Genomic DNA, 19,101 nt, shown 5'->3' with positions numbered 1-19,101 from the left:
TCATTCAATCTTTCCTTTGTATTTTTTGTTGTCTATTTCTATAATATAATTTAGCTCCTTTTCAGTGTCAAAAAATTCAGGTTTATATATATAAATATCAAAACTATCTTTTTCTTTTAGATTATAATCACAATTGTTAATTACCGAACCATTTTTATAACAGACTATACCAGGGTATATGTCATTAATATCTGTATTCCATTTAAAGCTAGTATCACCCTCATAGGTAATTTCTATATTGTCAATATGACCTGTAATATTCTCTGATGAAAAATTTATGCAAATATCTGCTTGGCCGTCTTTTTTTGGGGTATTCGAGTTTGAAGCAAGATCTTTCTCTTTGTCTTTAGAAAGGCTTAGTATAATCTTTTCTTTAGAATTGTTTTTCTCTATCATAAAGCTTTCTAATAAAACACTAGGCATAACATCTGTGCTTGAGCTTAACCCTGCAAAGGGAATATTTATAGTTTTAGGTGAATTAACACCTATTAATAAAATTTCATTATTAAATTTCCTTTCTCTTAAATATTTTGTTATATTAATTTTTAATTCTGCCCTACTTATTGTATTGTTTATAGTGAAACTTTTAATTTTATTTAAACTATCCGTTAAATTATCCTCATTGGGGGCAGTATAGATTTCAATTGTAGCATCTTTATTGCTATTATGTGGCATATAATTTAATACTAAATAGGCTCTTTGCATAAAAAATAAATTGTGATTATCTAGCTTGCAGTCAAAAAATATATAGCTTTTTTCTTCAGGGTAGTTGTAGGTATAAAGGTTTCCAATTTTTGAGATATGAGTTGTTCCATCGCTTTTTGAAATTATAATACCCGTATCACAATTGTTAACATTTTTTATATTTATAGTTTTTGTAGTTCTCTTTGTTATTTTTTTGCCCTTTAAAAGGGCTTTTCCGCCAAAACCATCTCTATAGCCATTTATATTTTTACCGTCAATGTTAATATGAAAATACTGTTTACAAGCAAATAGAGAGGTTGAGCAGTCTCTAATAAATATAAGTTTGTTTTTACTATATTCTTTTATATCCACAGTTTCATATCTATTTATTTTAGCTAGATATAGAAAAGCTGTTTCCTTGTTTGATTTATTAACTTTTAAATAGAGATCTTCCTTATTATTATCTGAATTATCTGAGCTTGTAAGTATCAAGTGATAGAGGTCATACTTATTGGAGGTTTTATTTTCTACATTTAAATCAAAATAAAAGTTTCTTAACAATTTAACATTTTCCCCTTTATCTGATAGTTTTCCTGTTATTGAGAAAGCGCCTGAATTATCAGTTTTTGTTTTTAGTCCTAATTCTAGGAGTTCAATAGTTGCCCCACTTATGCCCTTTGAATGAGAATCATATACATGTCCATCAATGGTAATATTTTTATAGTCTTTATTTATTAGATATATCTCTCGTACCTTGCTGTTTTTATTATTTATAGCAGCTTTTACTCTTAGCCTATTAAATTTGTATAGATCAATATTTTGATATATAAAGTTTGCTACATTTCTTGCCATATATTCAGTGAAATCCATTACTGCAAAACCATCATGTGATGAAATCTTAAAAACAAAATTTTGATTTATTGTAAGGGTATTATATAGTGCTTGACTAAAATCCTTTTCATTTGAGGGCTCTATAAATATATTAGAGGATTGGCCAAAATTTATTGGTTTACTGTATTTAGCATGTAGTTTTTTTGTTAATCTATCGAATATATTTTTTGCAGTCACATAGTCTTTGGCAACATATAGATCAATATTTACTGAAAATATGGGTTTTCTTTTTATGTCAAATATTACCTCACTACTTTTGCTATAATAGGTATAGCTCTTTTTCAGTAGCACATATTTATCATATTGTTCACTAGCTATATTTGAACTAAGCCAATTAGCCTCTTGGCTGGCAAAATCACTTAGTTTTGGAAATATATTATATATTTTATTTTTATACTCTTCTGATAGGGTATCACTATATAGAGTATTTGTTAAGAGTATTGATAATAATACAATTGCAAATAATGATTTCATCAAGTATAATTTAACAAAATATATAATAATTGGCAATAAGATGCTAACTAAAAGAATAATACCATGCTTAGATATTGATAAAGGGCGTGTAGTAAAGGGTGTAAGGTTTAAATCCTTAGTAGATGCGGGTGATCCTGCAGAAGCAGCTTATCTTTACTACAAGCAAGGTGCAGATGAGATTGCTTTTCTTGATATAACAGCTACCTATGAAAATAGGGATACAATCTTAGATGTACTTACTTCTACTGTGAAAAAAGTTTTTATCCCTATAGTTGTTGGCGGAGGGGTAAGATCACTTGAGGATATAAGAAAGCTATTACTTGCAGGTGCAGATAAGGTCTCTATCAATACTGCTGCTGTTAAAAACATATCCTTTGTAAATGAGGCGGCAACTAAGTTTGGTACTTCTTGTATAGTTGTTGCAATTGATGCCAAGAAGACTAGTAGTGAGAAATGGGAAGTTTTTACTCATGGTGGGAGAAATCCTACAGGTATTGATGCCATTAAGTGGGCACAAGATTTAGAAAAAAATGGAGCTGGTGAGTTATTAGTTACAAGTATGGATAGAGATGGAACTAAAGACGGCTATGATTTAGAGCTTATAAGAACAATATCAGAGAGTGTAAATATACCTGTTATAGCCTCTGGAGGTGTTGGCTCTTTAAGGCATATCTATGAGGGGATAACAGAAGGTAAGGCTGATGCTGCACTGGCAGCCTCTATATTTCATTTTAAGGAATATACGGTAAGGGATGTAAAAAAATATTTATATAAAATAGGTGTAAATGTGAGGCTAGATGATGGACCTTAAAATAATTGAGGATTTAGTTAATATCATACGGGATAGAAAGAAAAACCCAACGGAGAAATCTTATACATATAGACTATTTAGTGAAGGTGAAAACAAGATAGTTAAAAAATTAGGTGAGGAGTATGTCGAATTTTTAAGGGCCTATCTTAAGGAATCTGATAATAGAGTTGTTTCAGAGGCCTCAGATTTTTTATATCATATACTCGTTGCTCTTGAATTTAGAGGTGTGGCCTTTGAGGATGTTTTAGATGAATTGAGAATGAGGCATAGAAGAGAATAGATGGGTGAAACATGAAAGAGCAAAATTATCACATGAGCCCAGAGGAGTTTAGAAAGTATGGATATAAGGTTATAGATGAGATTGTAGAATATTATAAAAAGGTTGAAGAACTACCTATCTTACCAAATATTGAATTTGGGGATATTTTAGAAAAATTGCCAAAAAGACCACCTTTAGAAGGGGAGGATTTTGACAGCATAATTAGTGATGTAAAAGATATAATTATTCCTGGATTAACCCATTGGCAATCACCTAATTTTTTCGCCTATTTTCCATCTAATACGTCTTTTCCATCTATATTAGGAGAATTGTTTTCAGCTGGATTTGGAGTTCAGGGAATGTTATGGCTAACATCCCCCGCTTGTACGGAGCTAGAGATTAGGGTGATGGATTGGGTAGTACAACTTTTGGGTTTACCAGAGAAGTTTACCTTTAATGATAAGGGAGGTGGGGTAATACAAGACTCAGCCTCTTCAGCTGCATTGTGTGCTATAATAGCAGCAAGAGAAAGCATAACTAATAGCGATATTAACAAATATGGCTTTAACAAGAGATTGACCGCCTATGTTAGTGATCAAACCCATTCTTCAGTTATTAAAGGGTTAAAGATTGCTGGAATTGGCGAAGAGAATATTTGCTATGTTAAAAGTGATGCTGAGTTTAAAATGGATGTAAGTGCTTTAGAGGAAAAAATAAAAAATGATAGGGAGGGTGGAAAAACGCCGTTTTTTTGCTGTGCTACAATTGGAACAACATCGACGATGGCAATTGATCCTGTGTTAGAAATAGGTAAAGTGTGCAATAGATATGGATTGTGGCTTCATATAGATGCTGCAATGGCTGGTACTGCTCTTCTATGTGATGAATATAAATATTTACTAAATGGGGTATCTTTGGCAAATAGTTTTTGTTTTAATCCTCATAAATGGATGTTTACAAACTTTGATTGTGATTGCTTTTTTGTTGATGATAGGAAAAAATTAATTAGCGCCCTTACAATATTACCTGAATATTTAAAGAATATATCAAATAAATCTTTAAATGAGGTTATCGATTATAGGGATTGGCAGATACCTTTAGGCAGAAGATTTAGGGCTTTAAAGTTGTGGTTTGTTATAAGGCATTATGGCAAAAAAGGCCTTGAATATCATATTAGAAAACATATAAGTTTAGCAGCATTATTTGAGGATATCGTTAATAGTTCAAATGATTTTGAAATTGTTTCAAAGAGATCGTTAAATCTTGTTTGTTTTAGACATAAGAAGGGGAATGATTTTAATAAAAAATTGTTAAAAGAACTAAATTTGAAGGGTAAAATTTTTTTAAGCCATTCTACTATGGGAGATCTTTTTTTCTTAAGGTTTTGTGTAGGTCAAAGTTATACTGAGAGAGAACATATATTAGAAGCTTGGCATCATATTGAGGAATGCTCTAATAAATTATTGCAATAATAAAAAAACATTTATAATATAAATAATAATAGATGAGGTGCTTTTATGACTGCAACAGTTTTAGATATTATTAACAAAAAAGGTAGCAAGATTTATTCTGTAGATGTTAATGACACTGCTTTTTATGCACTTGAGTTAATGGCTGATAAGGATATTGGTTGTGTAGCAGTGCTTGAGGAAGGTAGAGTAGTTGGGCTTTTTACTGAAAGAGATTATGCGAGAAAGGTTATTTTAAGAGGACGTTCCTCAAAAGAGACAACTGTAGATAAACTTATGAGTACTGATATCTTATATGTTACACCTGATGAAAGAGTAGATAACTGTATGGCTTTAATGACCACTAAAAAGACAAGGTATCTTTTGGTTTTGGATGGTGATAAGTTGATGGGTATTATTTCTATAGGTGATGTTTTAGCGCAAGTAATTAGTGATTGCAAATTTACTGTTAGAGAATTGGAGAAATATATATCAGGGGATTTTGGTAGTTAGATTGTAGAATTAATGCTTGTCTTTAGCTTTTGGGTGAGCTTTGTCATAAACCTCAAGTAATTTTGAAAGGTTAAGATGGATATATTTCTCAGTAGTTGAAAGGCTTGAATGACCTAGTAGTTCTTGTATAGTTCTAAGATCAGCCCCATTTTCAAGTAGGTGTGTGGCAAAGGTATGTCTTAGGCTGTGCGGTGAAAAAACAATTGGTAAACCTGATAGTTTTAAGTAGCGTTCTAATATTCTTCTAACACTTCTATCAGTTAATCTACCTCCAAACCTATTAATTAATAGACATGGTTCTTTAATCGTTTTTCCTTTGCATATATCTTTTCTTTTTTCTAGATATTCTTTGATGAGATCTAAGTGGTAATCTGATAGTGGGATAATCCTCTCTTTTTTACCTTTACCTAAAACCCTTAAACGCTTACCTTGGAAATCAATATCACTTAAATTTAAACTGCATAATTCACTAACCCTAAGACCTGCCGCGTATAATAATTCTAAGATTAATGCATCTCTTATGCCAGATGCACTGTTTTTATTAGGTTTTGAAAGAAGAAGAAATATGTCATCAATATTAAAAACGTTGAAAAGTTTTTGTTCCTTTCTTGGATATCTCAATTGCCTTGCAGGATTTTCTTTTATATAGTTATTTTTAACTAAATATTTAAAAAATGACTTTAAAGAAGAGATATGCCTTTCTATTGTGCTTTTTGAGTAATTTTTATCATAAAGACTTGCAACAAAGCCTCTAAGAGCTGTAAAATCAATGTTTTGAATTTCATAAAAACCTTCTTTGTTCATAAAGTGCAAAAATATATTTAAATCCTCTCTATAACTTTTAATAGTATGATGACTGTAGTTTTTTTCTTTTTCTAAGTATAGTAGAAATCTTTTGATCAATTCATTTAAGTTCATAGGTAAATTTTAACATAAATCTATATTTTTCTATAAAATCACTTAATTCTTCTAACGCCCTTTTGGAATAAAGTAGTTTTCTTTCTTTTTTATTTTTTACTTTAATCTCTAAAGGGGGTAATAATCCAAAGTGAAAATTTGATGGAGAAAAGCTTTTGCCTTGAAAATTTATATTATAATTACTTAATGCGTGCAAAGCTGTTGGATTTGGTAATTCAAGTGTTTTACTAGCTTCTCTAAATATTATATCAAGAGCTACAATCAAACCAGATGCAATTGACTCAACATACCCTTCTACACCTGATATTTGACCTGCGAAATATATTTTTTTATTATTTTTAACCATAAAATTTTTACTCAATATTTGAGGGCTATTGATATAGGTGTTTCTATGCATGGAGCCAAAGCGTAAAAAAGTAGCGTTTTTTAGAGCCTCAAATATTTTAAAAACCCTTTTTTGCTCACTATAAAGCATTTTTGTTTGGCAGCCTACCAAGTTATATGCAGTTCCTTCTTCATTTTCACGTCTTAGCTGTAGTACTGCAAAGGGGGTTTTATTTTGATATTTTAGACCAACCGGTCTAAAAGGACCGAATAAAAGGGTTTCTTTGCCCCTTTTAGCCATCTCCTCTATTGGCAAACATCCTTCAAAATATCTTGGATTTTCAAATGATTTATAAGTTGTAGTCTTAGCATTTATTAGCTCATTATAGAATATCTCAAATTCTTCTTCTTTAATTGGATAATTCAAGAAATCAGGGTTTCCTTTGTTATATCTACTTGCAAAAAAACACTTATCAAAATCTATGGTTTCGCTTTCAACTATAGGGGATATTGCATCATAAAAATACAAATTATCCCCAAATTTTAATGATATATCATCTGCAAGTTTATTTGAGGTTAACGGACCTGTTGCAATAACTATATAATCTCCTTCTATATCGTCAATAGATTCTACTTCCTTTTCAATAATCTTAATATTTTTTAATGATTTTAATATATTTGTAATTTTTTTAGAAAATTTAAGCCTATCCACTGATAATGAATTTCCAGCAGGAACTGCTGTTTCATAAGATGTTTTAATTATAATTGAATTAAGTAACTTTAACTCTTCTTTTAACAAACCTGAAGATGTTGAAAGGGAAGTAGATTTAAGCGAATTTGAACATACTAATTCTGCCAAATAGGGTGTTTTATGGGCTTCTGTTTGTTTAGACGGCCTCATCTCATATAAATACACCATAAAGCCCCTTAAAGCTAATTGATATGCACATTCTGAGCCAGCGAGACCACCGCCTATTATTGATATACTTTTTTTCACTTAGTTGTTTTTGCGTTTTCTTTTGTTGTTATGGTATTGTCAACAATGATTGCAGATTTAGTGTTCTTACACTCTGGGTATTTAGAACAGGCAAAAAAAGTGCCTCTTTTACTTCTCTTTACTATCATTTTTGAACCGCATTTATCGCAGGTTATGTCATCTATTTCTAAGATCTTAGGCACTATTTTATTATTATTTACCTCAATTTGAGTAGTGAACTTACAATTTGGATAGTTTGAACATGCAACAAACATGCCGTTTTTGCCACTTTTAACTATTAAACCTCCACCACATTGTGGGCACTTGTAATCTAATGGTTCGTTTTGATTTATAATAATTATTTCGTTTTCTTCATTTCTTATAAAATTTTTAATATTCTTACATTCAGGATAATTTGAACAAGCAAGAAATTCACCACCCCTACTCTTTTTTATTACAAATTCCGCTCCACACTTTTCACAAAAAATACCACTTAAGTCATCTTTTTTTTCATAAAGTTCTATATTTCCAGACTCATCCCTTTTAAAATCTGATGTATAGGTGCAGTTAGGATAATTGCTGCAAGCAATGAAAAGACCCTTTTTGCCATATTTAAAGGTTAAAGACTCTCCGCACTTTGGACATTTTTTGTCAACAACTAGATTTTTTATAAAGTTTTTATTGGCATTTTCAAGCTCTTGGTTAAAGCCTTTGTAAAAATTTTCTATAATCTCTTTCCAATTGTACTTACCTTCTTCTATTTCGTCTAAAAAATTTTCCATCCTTGCAGTAAAATTTATATCAAATATATTAGGAAAATTAATAGTCAAGATGTGATTAACTAATCTTCCCAATTCTGTAGGATAAAAATATTTCTTTTTAATTTCTACATAATTTCTTTCTATGATTGTACTTACAATATTTGCATATGTTGAAGGCCTTCCTATTCCTTTGTCCTCTAATTCTTTAATTAACGTAGCATATGTATATCTTGCAGGTGGTTGTGTAAAGTGTTGTTTTGCCTCAATATCTTTTAATACTAAGGCTACTCCTTTTTGAAGATTTTCTATCTGTAAAAAAGTTTTATTCTCTTTTTCTGTGCCTGTTAATTTTTCAAAACCATCAAAGATGCATTTTCTAGCAGATGTTATAAAAGTATAATTTTTAGCCTTTATATTGATTTCTATTGTTTTATATTGAGCCTCTTTCATTTGTGATGCAATAAATGTCTCCCATATAAGGGTATATAATTTGTGATGGTCATTATCTAGATATTTTTTTAATTTATCAGGTGTTTTCTCGATATATGTCGGTCTAATAGCTTCATGGGCGTCTTGTATATTTGATTTTTTATTTTTTTTCTGTTTATATGTTCCTACATAATTAGATCCAAAAGTGTTTTCTATAAAATTTGTTGCTTTTTTTATAGCAACAGGTGAAATCCTTGTTGAATCTGTTCTCATATATGTTATTAAACCAACTGGTCCTTCACTGCCTATTTCAATACCCTCATATAGTCTTTGAGCGAAAAGCATTGTTTTTTTTGCGCTAAAACCAAAGCGTTTATAAGCCTCTTGTTGTAACGTTGAAGTTATAAGTGGGTTTGGCGGATTCTTTTTACTTATTTTTTCTTTTAAACTATCTATTATAAATTGCTCTTTTTTTAATTCCTTTTTTATTTTTTCAGCTTCTGCTTTATTTTTTATATTAGCCTTTTTACCATTTACTTTTACTAGTTTTGCATCAAATAAAAAATCGTCTTTGAGTAATTTAGCAGTGATACTCCAGTATTCTTTTGGTTTGAAATCTTCGATTTCTTTTTCTCTTTCACAAATAAGCCTAAGAGCAGATGTTTGAACCCTGCCAGCAGATAAGCCGTATTTTAAAGGCTTCCACAGTAAAGGCGAAATAAGGTAGCCTACTAGCCTATCTAGTATACGCCTTGATTTTTGTGAATCTATTTTTCTAAGGTCTAACTTACCTGGGTTTTCTAGACCTTTAAGTATACCTTCCTTTGTTATTTCGTTAAAAAGCACTCTGTATACATTGTTTTTATTTTTATAAAGCTCTTCATAGAGATGCCAAGCGATAGCCTCGCCTTCCCTGTCTGGGTCACTTGCTAAATAGATATTATCAGCATTTATTGAAGCCTTCTTTATGGCATCGACTATTTTCTTTTTACCAGGGAGATACCTATATGTTGGTTTAAATTCATTTTCTATGTCTATGCCTAGATCTTTTTTGGGCAAATCTTTTATATGACCCATGCTTGCTATTATTTCATAATTACTGTCTAGGTATTTTTTTAAAGTTTTGGCCTTTGTTGGTGATTCAACTATAATAATATTCTTCATTAGTGTAATATATTGTCATTGTATTGTTTATTTTTAAATATATGTGAATTTTCTTCTATAAGGACTACCATTACTATTTGTTTAATTTGGTTTATATTAATATTATTGTCATCTAGTTCATCTATTTTCTCTAAGACTTGCTCCATAGTGATGACATCAATTAGGCCTGAAAAAAGCAACTTTTGAAGATAAAGTCGTGCGTTATTTGATAACTTTATTTTTTCATGAGTAGTAAAATATCTAATACCCGTTGTATTATTATTAAAATTAAAAATCGATAATGTTTGCCTAATCTCATAGTCTTCGAAGCCACTTGAAGATAGTACCTCTACTACATCGTTTTCTTTTATTTTTTCATTATTTTCAATAAAGTCGATAATGAGATGCAAGGCTATAGCAATCTTGCTCATATATTCTCCTTTATACAGTATTTATTATTTGAACCCTCGTATATAAGGTTATCTAACTCCATTGAAACTATTTCAGAGATAATCTCTGAGGGTTCACTGTCTAGCAATTCTATTATTTCATCTATACTACGTGGTTCCATTTCAATGAGCCTATAAATTCTTTCACTTTTTTTTGAGTTAAAATGTATAATATTATCCTTCCCTTTTTTGTCAACAACTTTTGATATATTGGTCAAATATGGAAATTCTTCTATTATATCTAAATAATTTTCTGTTAATTTTGCACCTTCTTTTATCAGCTTGTTTGTTCCATTATTATAACTATAGGGGGTGTTGGGAACTGCAAATATTTCTCTATTTTGATTAATACCAAGATTTGCTGTAATAAGGGAGCCGCTTTTAGGCGAGGCCTCAACAACACAAATGCCTATTGACAATCCACTTATAATCCTGTTTCTCTTTGGAAAATTAAAGGGTTTGGGTGATGTAGCCAGTGGAAATTCCGTTATAATCAATCCTTTTTCTATTAATTTGTTTATATATTTTTTATGTTGTGTTGGATAGATATTGTTCAAACCACTACCTAAGACGGCAATAGTTGAGCCTTTGGAGATAGCCCCTAGATGCGCTGATATATCAATACCGTAAGCTAAACCACTTGTTATTATAAAATCATTTTCCGCTAGTTTTGATGCCAAATTATATGCAAACTCCCTTCCGCTTTTACTTGCCTTTCTTGAGCCAACAATTGCTATAGAATGTTTCTTAAAATTCTCTACATTACCTAAAACGTATAATAAAGAGGGCGGATCATATATCTCTTTTAATAGTTGTGGATATATATTATCTTCTAGGGTAATGATAGAGCCTCCCATATTAGCTATTTTTTCTATCTCTTTATAGGCCTCACATTTATTTATATTATTTATTTTATTTATATCATTATCATTAAAGCCTAAAACCTTTAGCTGTGATTTCTCTGTACTAAAAACTGACTCAATTGTTTTATATTTCTCAACAAATTTTTTTATCTTTCTACTGCTTATGCCTTTTATAGCTGTTAAAGATAGGTAGCTTGCAATTTTTTCTATATTTTTAGTCATATCTTTGTTATTATTAAAGCATAAAACTTTGCCTGTTGCAATTTATGGTAATAAATAATTTATTTAAAAAATTGCCAAAAGTTGATGAATTGTTAGCTTATTTTGATAATTCCTATAGAATAAGACCATTAAAATATTCTATCAATTGTGTATTAAATGCTTATAGGAATAGGATAAAAAATAATCAGATTAAAAATATTTTAGTTAATAAAATAGTTGATGAAATAATAATTAAATATAAGAATTTGTATAAAGGCACTTTACAGAAGGTTATCAATGCAACAGGGGTTATAATTCATACAAACCTAGGAAGGTCTCCTTTTTCAAGGGATGATATAATTAATAATCTAGATATATTATCAGGATATTCTAATCTTGAATTTAATTTAGATGAGGCTGAAAGAGGTAATAGATATAAACATCTAAGAGAGTATTTAAGAATATTAACAGGAAAAGAATCTTCTCTTATTGTAAATAATAATGCTGCAGCTGTTTTTCTTATACTTAATACACTTAGTTTCAATAAGGAGGTATTGGTATCAAGGGGAGAACTAGTGGAGATTGGTGGCTCTTTTAGGATTCCCGATGTTATTGCAAGATCTGGTGCTATTATAAAAGAAGTTGGCACAACTAATAAGACAAAAATAAGTGATTATATCCAAGGAATTAATGAAAATACCGCTATACTCTTAAAGGTGCATAAGAGTAATTATAAAATTATAGGTTTTACAGAAGAGGTAGCCCCAGGTTTGATACCTAGTATTGCGACTAAACATAATCTCTTTTCTTATTTTGATTTAGGCAGTGGAGTTTTAGATAGAGATATATGTGATGAATTTGAAGAGCCCTCTCTCTCTGATAGATATATTAAAGATTTTGATCTGGTTAGTTTTTCAGGTGATAAGTTGTTAGGGGGGGTACAATCTGGTATTATTGCTGGAAGAGAAGATTTAATAAGGCTACTTATGAAAAATCCATTATTAAGGATGCTTAGGGTTGATAAAACAACCATAGCTATTTTGCAAGAGACACTAAAGCATTATATATTTGAGGAATCTCATAAAATACCTATTATTGATATGATAAAAAATAGAACTAAAAAATCTTACGAGCTTTCATCTAGATTAAAGGATTTAATTGATAAAAGCTTAGAAAACTATCTTTTAGAGTCTAACATAGTTGAGGATAAGGCATATATAGGTGGTGGGAGTTGCCCTGGGAAACCTATAAATGTATTTGCGCTAGCTCTTTCATTTAAAAATATAAGACCTCAAGAAGTAAAACATAGACTACTTAAATGTGATAGCCCTGTTTTAACAAGGATAAATAAAGAACGTCTAATATTGAATGTTGTTACACTAGATGAAAAAGACTATCAATTAATAGTAGAAGCTCTTAAATTATGCGTTATATTATAGTGGGCACAGCCGGTCATATTGACCATGGAAAAACAAAGCTTGTCGAAAAACTTACAGGTATAAATCCTTCTAGATTAAAAGAGGAACACGCAAGAGAAATTACCCTGGATTTAGGCTTTGCATATCTAGATGCAGATGATCTATCTATATCATTTGTTGATGTCCCTGGCCATGAAAAGCTAATTAAAAATATGATAGCTGGATCTATGGGCTTTAATATTTGCCTCTTTGCTGTTGATGCTAGAGAAAAGATAAAGGCGCAAACTGTGGAGCATGCAAATATTATAGAGTTTTTGGGGGTAAAAAGCATCATAGTTGCAGTAACAAAAGCAGATCTATTAGATGAAGAAAGCTTAAAGCAGTCGGTAGATGAAATTAAAAGTTTTTTTGAAAAATATAATTTTGATGAAATGAATATAATTCCTGTCTCAATATATAATCCTAAACAGATAGAGCTGTTAAAATCAATACTTATTGAAGTTGCAAAAAAATATAGACTAAAAAAGCTTTATGATAGGTTCTTAATGCATATTGATAGAAGATTTACTATTAAGGGTTTTGGTGTTGTTGTAACAGGGAGTGCGCTATCAGGCAAAGTAAACAAAAATGACAAATTAGAACATTTTCCAAGCCTTAAAAAAATAATCATAAAAAACTTACAAGTCCATGGAAAAAACTGCTTGTCAGTTGAGACAGGTGCAAGGGTTGCAATGAATATTGATGGTATAACTGTTAAAGAATTAAAAAGGGGTGATACAATAGCGACACCTAATTCCCTTGCCCTTACAAATCAATTTTATGCTAAAATAAAGGCATTTAATAATTTACCTATTGATATAAATATAAAACATAATAAGTTTTATCCACTTTTTATTGGCACAAGCCATTTTATGGGTAAGTTCGTTTTTATGGATAAAAGGGAAATAAGTAAGGGGGATGAAGCCTTTGCAAAGATATATCTCGATGGAAATTATGCCCCTTTTGTTATGGAACCTTTGATAATAAGGGGTGGTTCACCACAAGTTTCAATTGGTGGGGGTATTATTCTCTCAACAAGGAAGTATATTGATGAAAAAGAAAAGCTTATAAAGCTTTTAAATCTTATTGATAAAGAGCGCTACGATGAGTTTTTAAGGTTATTAGTAGAAGGGCGTCTATCAATAAAACCCCCTCTTCCAATGCAGTTTTTGCCATTAGGAGATAGATATTTAGAAAATATTGCAAAATCAAATGGGCTAGAGATTGTTGATAATTATATTATTAATCAATCTAGGTTAAATAAATTAAAGGAAGATATTATAAAAAATCTTAAAGCTAGAGAAAGTTCAAAACTTTCTGATGTTAGAAAAGCCTATATTGAATTGCCTGAGAAGCACCAGAAAAGTTTTGAGAAAGATTTAATAGAGAAGATGAGGTCCTTAGGTTATTTTTTAAAGGGTGATACAATAACAAAGAATAGCGAAAGTTTGTTCGAAAAAAAGGCCTATGAAGTATTAAGGCTTCTGCAGAGAGACATAAATTTTAGCAATAGTGCTCTTATTAGCAAAAAGCTCAATATAGATGAGGAGATGGTAGAGAAGTATTTGAAATATCTATTAAATAGGCAATTGATTGTTAAGCTTGATGATAGGAATTATATTGCTAAAGATATTTTAAAAAAATATTTAGATAAGATGGAGAAGCTTGCAAAGAAATATGGTTATGTTGATGTCAAAATATTGAAGAATAATTTCACATTATCAAGAAAATTTTTAATAGGCTTGTTAGAACAACTTGACAAAAATCCAATGTATATAAATAGAGATAATAAAAGATATCTTAAAAAATTGTAAAATATTTGTTCAAGCTTATTCAATCCTATAATCTAACTTGACATAAGAGAGTAATGGTGTAATAATTTTTAAAATCAGATATATAGTTTAAGATATGAAAATTAAATATATATTTATCATATTTTTTCTTTTTTGTTTATTACGGCCCTTGTTAGTATTGGGTCAGATCCATTATATTCCAAATGACCCCTATTTTAAATATCAAACCTACCTACACAATGAATATAATAATATGGAGGATCTTGGTTATTTACCATATTACAATTATTTTAAAGAGCATAAGAAGGAGATATTAGATAAATATAAAACAATAAAAGGGAATCTCCCTGTATTGGCTATTATCGATAGCGATTATGATCCCTTTGATGAAGATATAAGTAATAGATTATGGAAAAATTCAGATGAAGTGCCCTATAATGGTGTAGATGATGATGGCAATGGATGGGTTGATGATTATATGGTAATGAATTTTATAAATCAAAATGTTTATAGAGTATCAGGTGGTAGATCTGAAACTATAGAAGAATTAGGCTCAAGCTTATATGGGACAGTATATCCTCCCCAAGGCATATTCATGAGTAATCCAAATTATCATGGTCACTATATGGCACTTTTGGCAGGTGCTGAACAAGATAATAATATAGGTTATCACGGTATATTGCCGAAAGAGGTAAAAATACTTACCATAACAGTTGGTCACAAAGAAAACCCTAATGTAACAGCAAATAATATAGCAATAAGGGACGGTCTTGATTATATTGTTGATATGAAGTCAAAGGGTCTAATTAATACTGTAGCAGTTAATATGAGTTTTGGCACAGCTTTCCCATCAGAAAATTATTTTGGGTATGATGTTACCTTTGGAAAGGGTGCTTTTGAGGAAAAGTTAGAACAGCTTAACAGTTCAGGTATTAACTATATAGTGGCAGCTGGTAATGAGGCTCACGATATTGATATATATTCTTCTTATCCAGCAGCATTTAATCAACCCAATGGTATAGTTGTTGGTGCAGCAGCTAATTATAATGCAATTAGAGCATGGTCATCAAATTATGGAAGGAATACCGTTGATATATTTACAGTTGCAGAAAAAGAAGAAGAGTTATTTGAATATAACTATAAAACAACTAAAGGATTTTATTTAACAATAGATGATGACATAAATTCTTCTTCATCAGCTACCGCAATAACTTCTGCTGTCTATACTGTAGCAAGTCTTTTGTATCCAGAGTGTAATAATTTGCAATTAAAGCAGCTTATACTCGATAGCTATATGGATAAGGAAAATCTCTATGGATTGACAAAAGCATATAACAGGGTTACCCATGATGGCATTACCCGCCTATCTGGGGAAGGCAGAAATGAGTTGGGTAATCTTATAGGGCTAATTACAAAAGATGTTGAGACAGGTGAACAGAACTACCATTTGAATGTTGAATTGCGCAAAAAAATCTGCGGCAGATAAACCATAAAGTATATCTCTTATTAAACATACTACTTATATATTTTTAAATAATTTAAAAAATTTATGGTGTTTATTATGTCATGTTAATTGTATGCAAGTACAATTAACAGTTTAGTATAAAATTATAGTTGTTTATTAGTTACATTTAACATCAGCCCAGTCAGAATTAGCTCTTTCAAAATCTTCTCTAGCCTTTTCACATGCCCCTAATTCATAATATGCTCTACCTCTATAGTAATATGCATCTGCACTACTATTACCCATATATATAGCTTGGTTTAGTAGTTCAAGGGCATACTCATAATCCCCCAAATTGAAATAAATTTCACCCAGAAGCAAATAAAAATCACCTGTCTTAAAACCGTCAATATTATTTCCAGCATATTCTAACAGGTTTTTTGCTTCATTGAGCATTCCAAGATCATAGTAAATGTTTGCTAGCTCTTCTATTGCTTCTTTATTTTTAGGATCAATATCTAGAAGTATTTCTTCATATATCTCAATTGCCTCATTTCTACCTACTAGTTCTGCCTTATCAAGCATTAATTCGAGTTCATAATCATTTATTAACTGCGCAGCATTTTCATATTGTGGATTTTTTAACATATTATCTAGTTTATTTACTAATTCATCGTATTGGTTAACAATGACATCATTATCAACACCTAGCTCTTTATTTACTGATATTATTTTCTCATATACATTAATGTAGGGCTCTAGATAGCTTATATCATTAATTAGAAAATTGTTATCTAAAACATCTAAAGCCCTTTCATAATAAACGATAGCCATATCCTTATCATTAAAATAACTATTTTGGTATAGATCGCCAACAGCTATTAATATATCAATAAAATTGGGATCTAAACTTAAGATCTCTCTATAATTTTGCATTAGATTATTTAGCCTGCCCTCATTTTCATAAAATATTGCCATGCAGTAAAGCATTGAGATATCATCTAGCACGCTAGGATTAATATATTGTGCAGGATATATTAAGTCTGTCTCCATGTTTATACTGTAATCTTCACTACAATATTTTTGCCTTTCTTCTAGACGTATTAGATATTCTGCTTCTTCATCAAGGGCAAAGAGGCTGTGAAAATTAAGCAACATAAATATTATTATTAAAGATGAATACTTTAAAATAATAAATTTTTTAGACATAATTAACCCTCGATATATAATAAATTATATTAAAATAAAAAAGTTATTAAATCAATGAAAGGTGTAATAAAGGTAAATATTTTACATATTTTTAATATAATAATTAATTATAATTAGTAAGAGAAAGTTTCAACATCTTTAGGTAATTCTTTTTCGAATGTAGCCTCGCTTATAGGTTTATTAATTTCAATATTATCAAAGGTTATTTCAGTATTATTTCCCTGTTCATCAATGCTTTTTATTTTTTTTACAATATTTCCATTCAGTGTTAATTCTATATATTGAAGACCAATATTCTCCTTGGGATATAATTTATATCTGTTTTCATCCATTACTACAATAAAAAAGATATCATTAATGCTCTCTGGCTCCATTAAGAGCTTAAATATTAATTTTTCAGTTCCTAGGGTATTGCTACTTTGTTTAATAAGCTGATTGTTCATAGAATCATAAATTGTTAAGCTATCTTTTGTAAATAGATAAAATTGCGCATAGGGCTTACTATAATCCCACAAAATTTTTTCCCCTTTAATTAGATAAAGTTTGCCAAAATATGTATCCTCTCCAACGTTTTTAAGAAAGGTTTTTTGTTTAAAATCAGCTTTTAGAGTATTTATTTGAATTAATGTGTTTATTAGTTTTTTTTCTTGTGCATATAAGCCCGAAGTTATTAAAATTAAGAAAAAGCATATTAATTTTTTCATATCATCATTCCATAATACTTGCCATTAAGTTTTATTTATATTAGAATTTAAATATAAATCAAATATTAATATGAGGCAAGTGATTATGAAAAAGTTTTATCTTTTAATATTTTTAGTTTTTATTTGTTTCATATCAACAAACAAAGCTAATAGTGATGAAACAAAAGAATATGTTGATGAGATTGTTGATGACCTCGTTGTTTACAGATCTTATATAGATGGTTTTAAATACCTAACAGAAAGGGAGAAACTATTTGCATATTATATGACAAAAGCCTCTATTGCTGGTAGGGATATATTTTTTGATCAAATGCATGAATACGCCATAGACATTAGAGATATACTAAGTGAGATACTTTTGCATAGTGAAGGGATCGATCAAAATATTGTTAAGAATATAAAACATTATCTATATCTTATATGGAATTTTGGTTGCAACTATGATTTGGGCACAGATTTTTCAAAAATAGTTCCAAGGTTTACACAAGGTGAACTCCAGACTGCAGCTGGTATTGCAGTGAAAAATGGGGCATCTATTGATGTAAAAGCTTTAAAAGATTATGAGAATATTATATTTAATAAAGATTTTGAGCCCTATTTGGTTGTAAATAATAGTATTGAGGAGAGTGCTGTAAATTTTTATATAGGGGATATTACAACAAATGAAGTTATAGATTATTACAATAATTATAACAAACCTGTTCATAGGGATAGTAATGGAAACATATTAGGTGAGATTGGTTTAAATACAAAGCTTGTAAAGGGGTATGCAGGTCTTTTTAGATCAAGAAAGATCTTAAGAGAGCAATATCCCCATGAGCTTTATCCTAATAAAATTAATAAAATTATCTATTATTTAAATAAGGCATTGAAATATGGGACAGATAACCAAAAAGGCTATTTAAATCATTTAATTAATTACTTGAGGACAGGGGATGTTTATTATTGGCATTTATTTAATAGAGAATGGCTAGCTGATAATCCTGTTGTTGATTTTATGTTAGGTTTTGTGGAGGTTTATCAAGATCCACTAAATAGAAAGGGATCATATGAGGGAATTGTTAATTATATAGATAAGGAAGAAACAGAGAGGCAGAAAATAATAGCTGAGAATGTTCAATATTACGAGAATAATGCGCCTTGGGATGAAGCATATAAGAAACAGTGGGAGAATGTACCAGTTGCAAAATCAATTGACGTTATTGTAGAGACAGGGGATGCACAAACGTGCTGTATTAGTGGTATAATTTTGCCTAACGAAGCTTATCTGCGAGATAATTATGGATCAAAAGCTGTTCAAATTGTAAATACAACAGATGCGATAAATAAGGGCTATGATAAATCTTTTGG

Annotated in this window: 16 protein-coding genes; 8 read left to right on the top strand and 8 right to left on the bottom strand. The window is 30.1% G+C overall.

The window, feature by feature from the left end; all coding sequences use genetic code 11:
* Complete coding sequence (locus tag SVN78_01065) at positions 1 to 2,049, bottom strand: carboxypeptidase-like regulatory domain-containing protein (GenBank protein MDY6820197.1); 2,049 nt, start codon at positions 2,047 to 2,049, stop codon at positions 1 to 3.
* Between the two features lie 40 nt (positions 2,050 to 2,089).
* On the opposite strand from SVN78_01065, the gene hisF reads away from it, so the two are divergent.
* Genes hisF through SVN78_01045 form a run of 4 tightly spaced genes read left to right on the top strand, consistent with a single transcriptional unit; the run spans position 2,090 to position 5,080 of the window.
* The gene (gene hisF, locus SVN78_01060) at positions 2,090 to 2,860 is read left to right on the top strand and encodes an imidazole glycerol phosphate synthase subunit HisF (GenBank protein ID MDY6820196.1); all 771 of its coding nucleotides are present in this window, start codon (positions 2,090 to 2,092) and stop codon (positions 2,858 to 2,860) included.
* On the top strand, positions 2,847 to 3,140 hold the full coding sequence (gene hisE / locus SVN78_01055; protein MDY6820195.1) for a phosphoribosyl-ATP diphosphatase: 294 nt from the start codon (positions 2,847 to 2,849) through the stop codon (positions 3,138 to 3,140). The genes hisF and hisE overlap by 14 nt, the downstream gene beginning before the upstream one ends.
* A gap of 11 nt (positions 3,141 to 3,151) precedes the next feature.
* Complete coding sequence (locus tag SVN78_01050) at positions 3,152 to 4,591, top strand: aminotransferase class I/II-fold pyridoxal phosphate-dependent enzyme (protein MDY6820194.1); 1,440 nt, start codon at positions 3,152 to 3,154, stop codon at positions 4,589 to 4,591.
* A 45-nt stretch (positions 4,592 to 4,636) separates the two neighbouring features.
* Positions 4,637 to 5,080 carry a CBS domain-containing protein gene (locus SVN78_01045; GenBank protein MDY6820193.1) on the top strand — a complete coding sequence of 148 codons (444 nt, stop codon included), beginning with the start codon at positions 4,637 to 4,639 and terminating at the stop codon, positions 5,078 to 5,080.
* A gap of 9 nt (positions 5,081 to 5,089) precedes the next feature.
* Here SVN78_01045 and xerA read toward each other — a convergent pair whose 3' ends face one another.
* From xerA to dprA, 5 genes are read right to left on the bottom strand one after another with little or no spacing between them, the layout of a single operon-like run.
* The gene (gene xerA, locus SVN78_01040) at positions 5,090 to 5,998 is read right to left on the bottom strand and encodes a site-specific tyrosine recombinase/integron integrase (protein ID MDY6820192.1); all 909 of its coding nucleotides are present in this window, start codon (positions 5,996 to 5,998) and stop codon (positions 5,090 to 5,092) included.
* Positions 5,985 to 7,319 carry a methylenetetrahydrofolate--tRNA-(uracil(54)-C(5))-methyltransferase (FADH(2)-oxidizing) TrmFO gene (trmFO, locus tag SVN78_01035; GenBank protein ID MDY6820191.1) on the bottom strand — a complete coding sequence of 445 codons (1,335 nt, stop codon included), beginning with the start codon at positions 7,317 to 7,319 and terminating at the stop codon, positions 5,985 to 5,987. The genes xerA and trmFO overlap by 14 nt, the downstream gene beginning before the upstream one ends.
* A complete protein-coding gene (gene topA / locus SVN78_01030; protein ID MDY6820190.1) occupies positions 7,316 to 9,652 on the bottom strand; it encodes a type I DNA topoisomerase in 2,337 nt (778 codons plus the stop codon). The genes trmFO and topA overlap by 4 nt, the downstream gene beginning before the upstream one ends.
* Positions 9,652 to 10,062, bottom strand: coding sequence for a DUF494 family protein (locus SVN78_01025; GenBank protein ID MDY6820189.1), 411 nt, complete (start codon positions 10,060 to 10,062; stop codon positions 9,652 to 9,654). Before SVN78_01025 ends, topA begins: the two co-directional genes overlap by 1 nt.
* A complete protein-coding gene (dprA, locus tag SVN78_01020; protein ID MDY6820188.1) occupies positions 10,059 to 11,165 on the bottom strand; it encodes a DNA-processing protein DprA in 1,107 nt (368 codons plus the stop codon). The genes SVN78_01025 and dprA overlap by 4 nt, the downstream gene beginning before the upstream one ends.
* A 71-nt stretch (positions 11,166 to 11,236) precedes the next feature.
* Here dprA and selA point away from each other — a divergent pair, with 71 nt between their 5' ends.
* The 3 genes from selA to SVN78_01005 all read left to right on the top strand — a co-directional run bounded on the left by selA (position 11,237) and on the right by SVN78_01005 (position 15,880).
* Positions 11,237 to 12,583 carry an L-seryl-tRNA(Sec) selenium transferase gene (gene selA, locus SVN78_01015; protein MDY6820187.1) on the top strand — a complete coding sequence of 449 codons (1,347 nt, stop codon included), beginning with the start codon at positions 11,237 to 11,239 and terminating at the stop codon, positions 12,581 to 12,583.
* Positions 12,568 to 14,415 (top strand): selenocysteine-specific translation elongation factor, encoded by a 1,848-nt coding sequence (selB, locus tag SVN78_01010; GenBank protein ID MDY6820186.1) that lies wholly within the window; start codon positions 12,568 to 12,570, stop codon positions 14,413 to 14,415. Before selA ends, selB begins: the two co-directional genes overlap by 16 nt.
* Before the next feature lie 94 nt (positions 14,416 to 14,509).
* Positions 14,510 to 15,880 (top strand): S8 family serine peptidase, encoded by a 1,371-nt coding sequence (locus SVN78_01005; GenBank protein MDY6820185.1) that lies wholly within the window; start codon positions 14,510 to 14,512, stop codon positions 15,878 to 15,880.
* A 135-nt stretch (positions 15,881 to 16,015) separates the two neighbouring features.
* Here the strand turns inward: SVN78_01005 and SVN78_01000 are convergent, their stop codons facing one another.
* Complete coding sequence (locus SVN78_01000; GenBank protein MDY6820184.1) at positions 16,016 to 17,047, bottom strand: tetratricopeptide repeat protein; 1,032 nt, start codon at positions 17,045 to 17,047, stop codon at positions 16,016 to 16,018.
* Positions 17,048 to 17,160: 113 nt separating this feature from the next.
* The gene (locus SVN78_00995) at positions 17,161 to 17,751 is read right to left on the bottom strand and encodes an outer membrane lipoprotein carrier protein LolA (protein ID MDY6820183.1); all 591 of its coding nucleotides are present in this window, start codon (positions 17,749 to 17,751) and stop codon (positions 17,161 to 17,163) included.
* An 85-nt stretch (positions 17,752 to 17,836) separates the two neighbouring features.
* Between SVN78_00995 and SVN78_00990 the strand changes: the two genes are divergently transcribed.
* Positions 17,837 to 19,101: hypothetical protein (locus SVN78_00990; GenBank protein ID MDY6820182.1), on the top strand; the 1,265-nt coding region annotated here is incomplete at its 3' end.

The sequence above is a fragment of the Deferribacterota bacterium genome, from assembly GCA_034189185.1.
GTDB lineage: Bacteria > Chrysiogenota > Deferribacteres > Deferribacterales > UBA228 > UBA228.
Note: the sequence above shows the minus strand (reverse complement) of the source record. Positions and strands in the feature narration are given on the sequence as shown.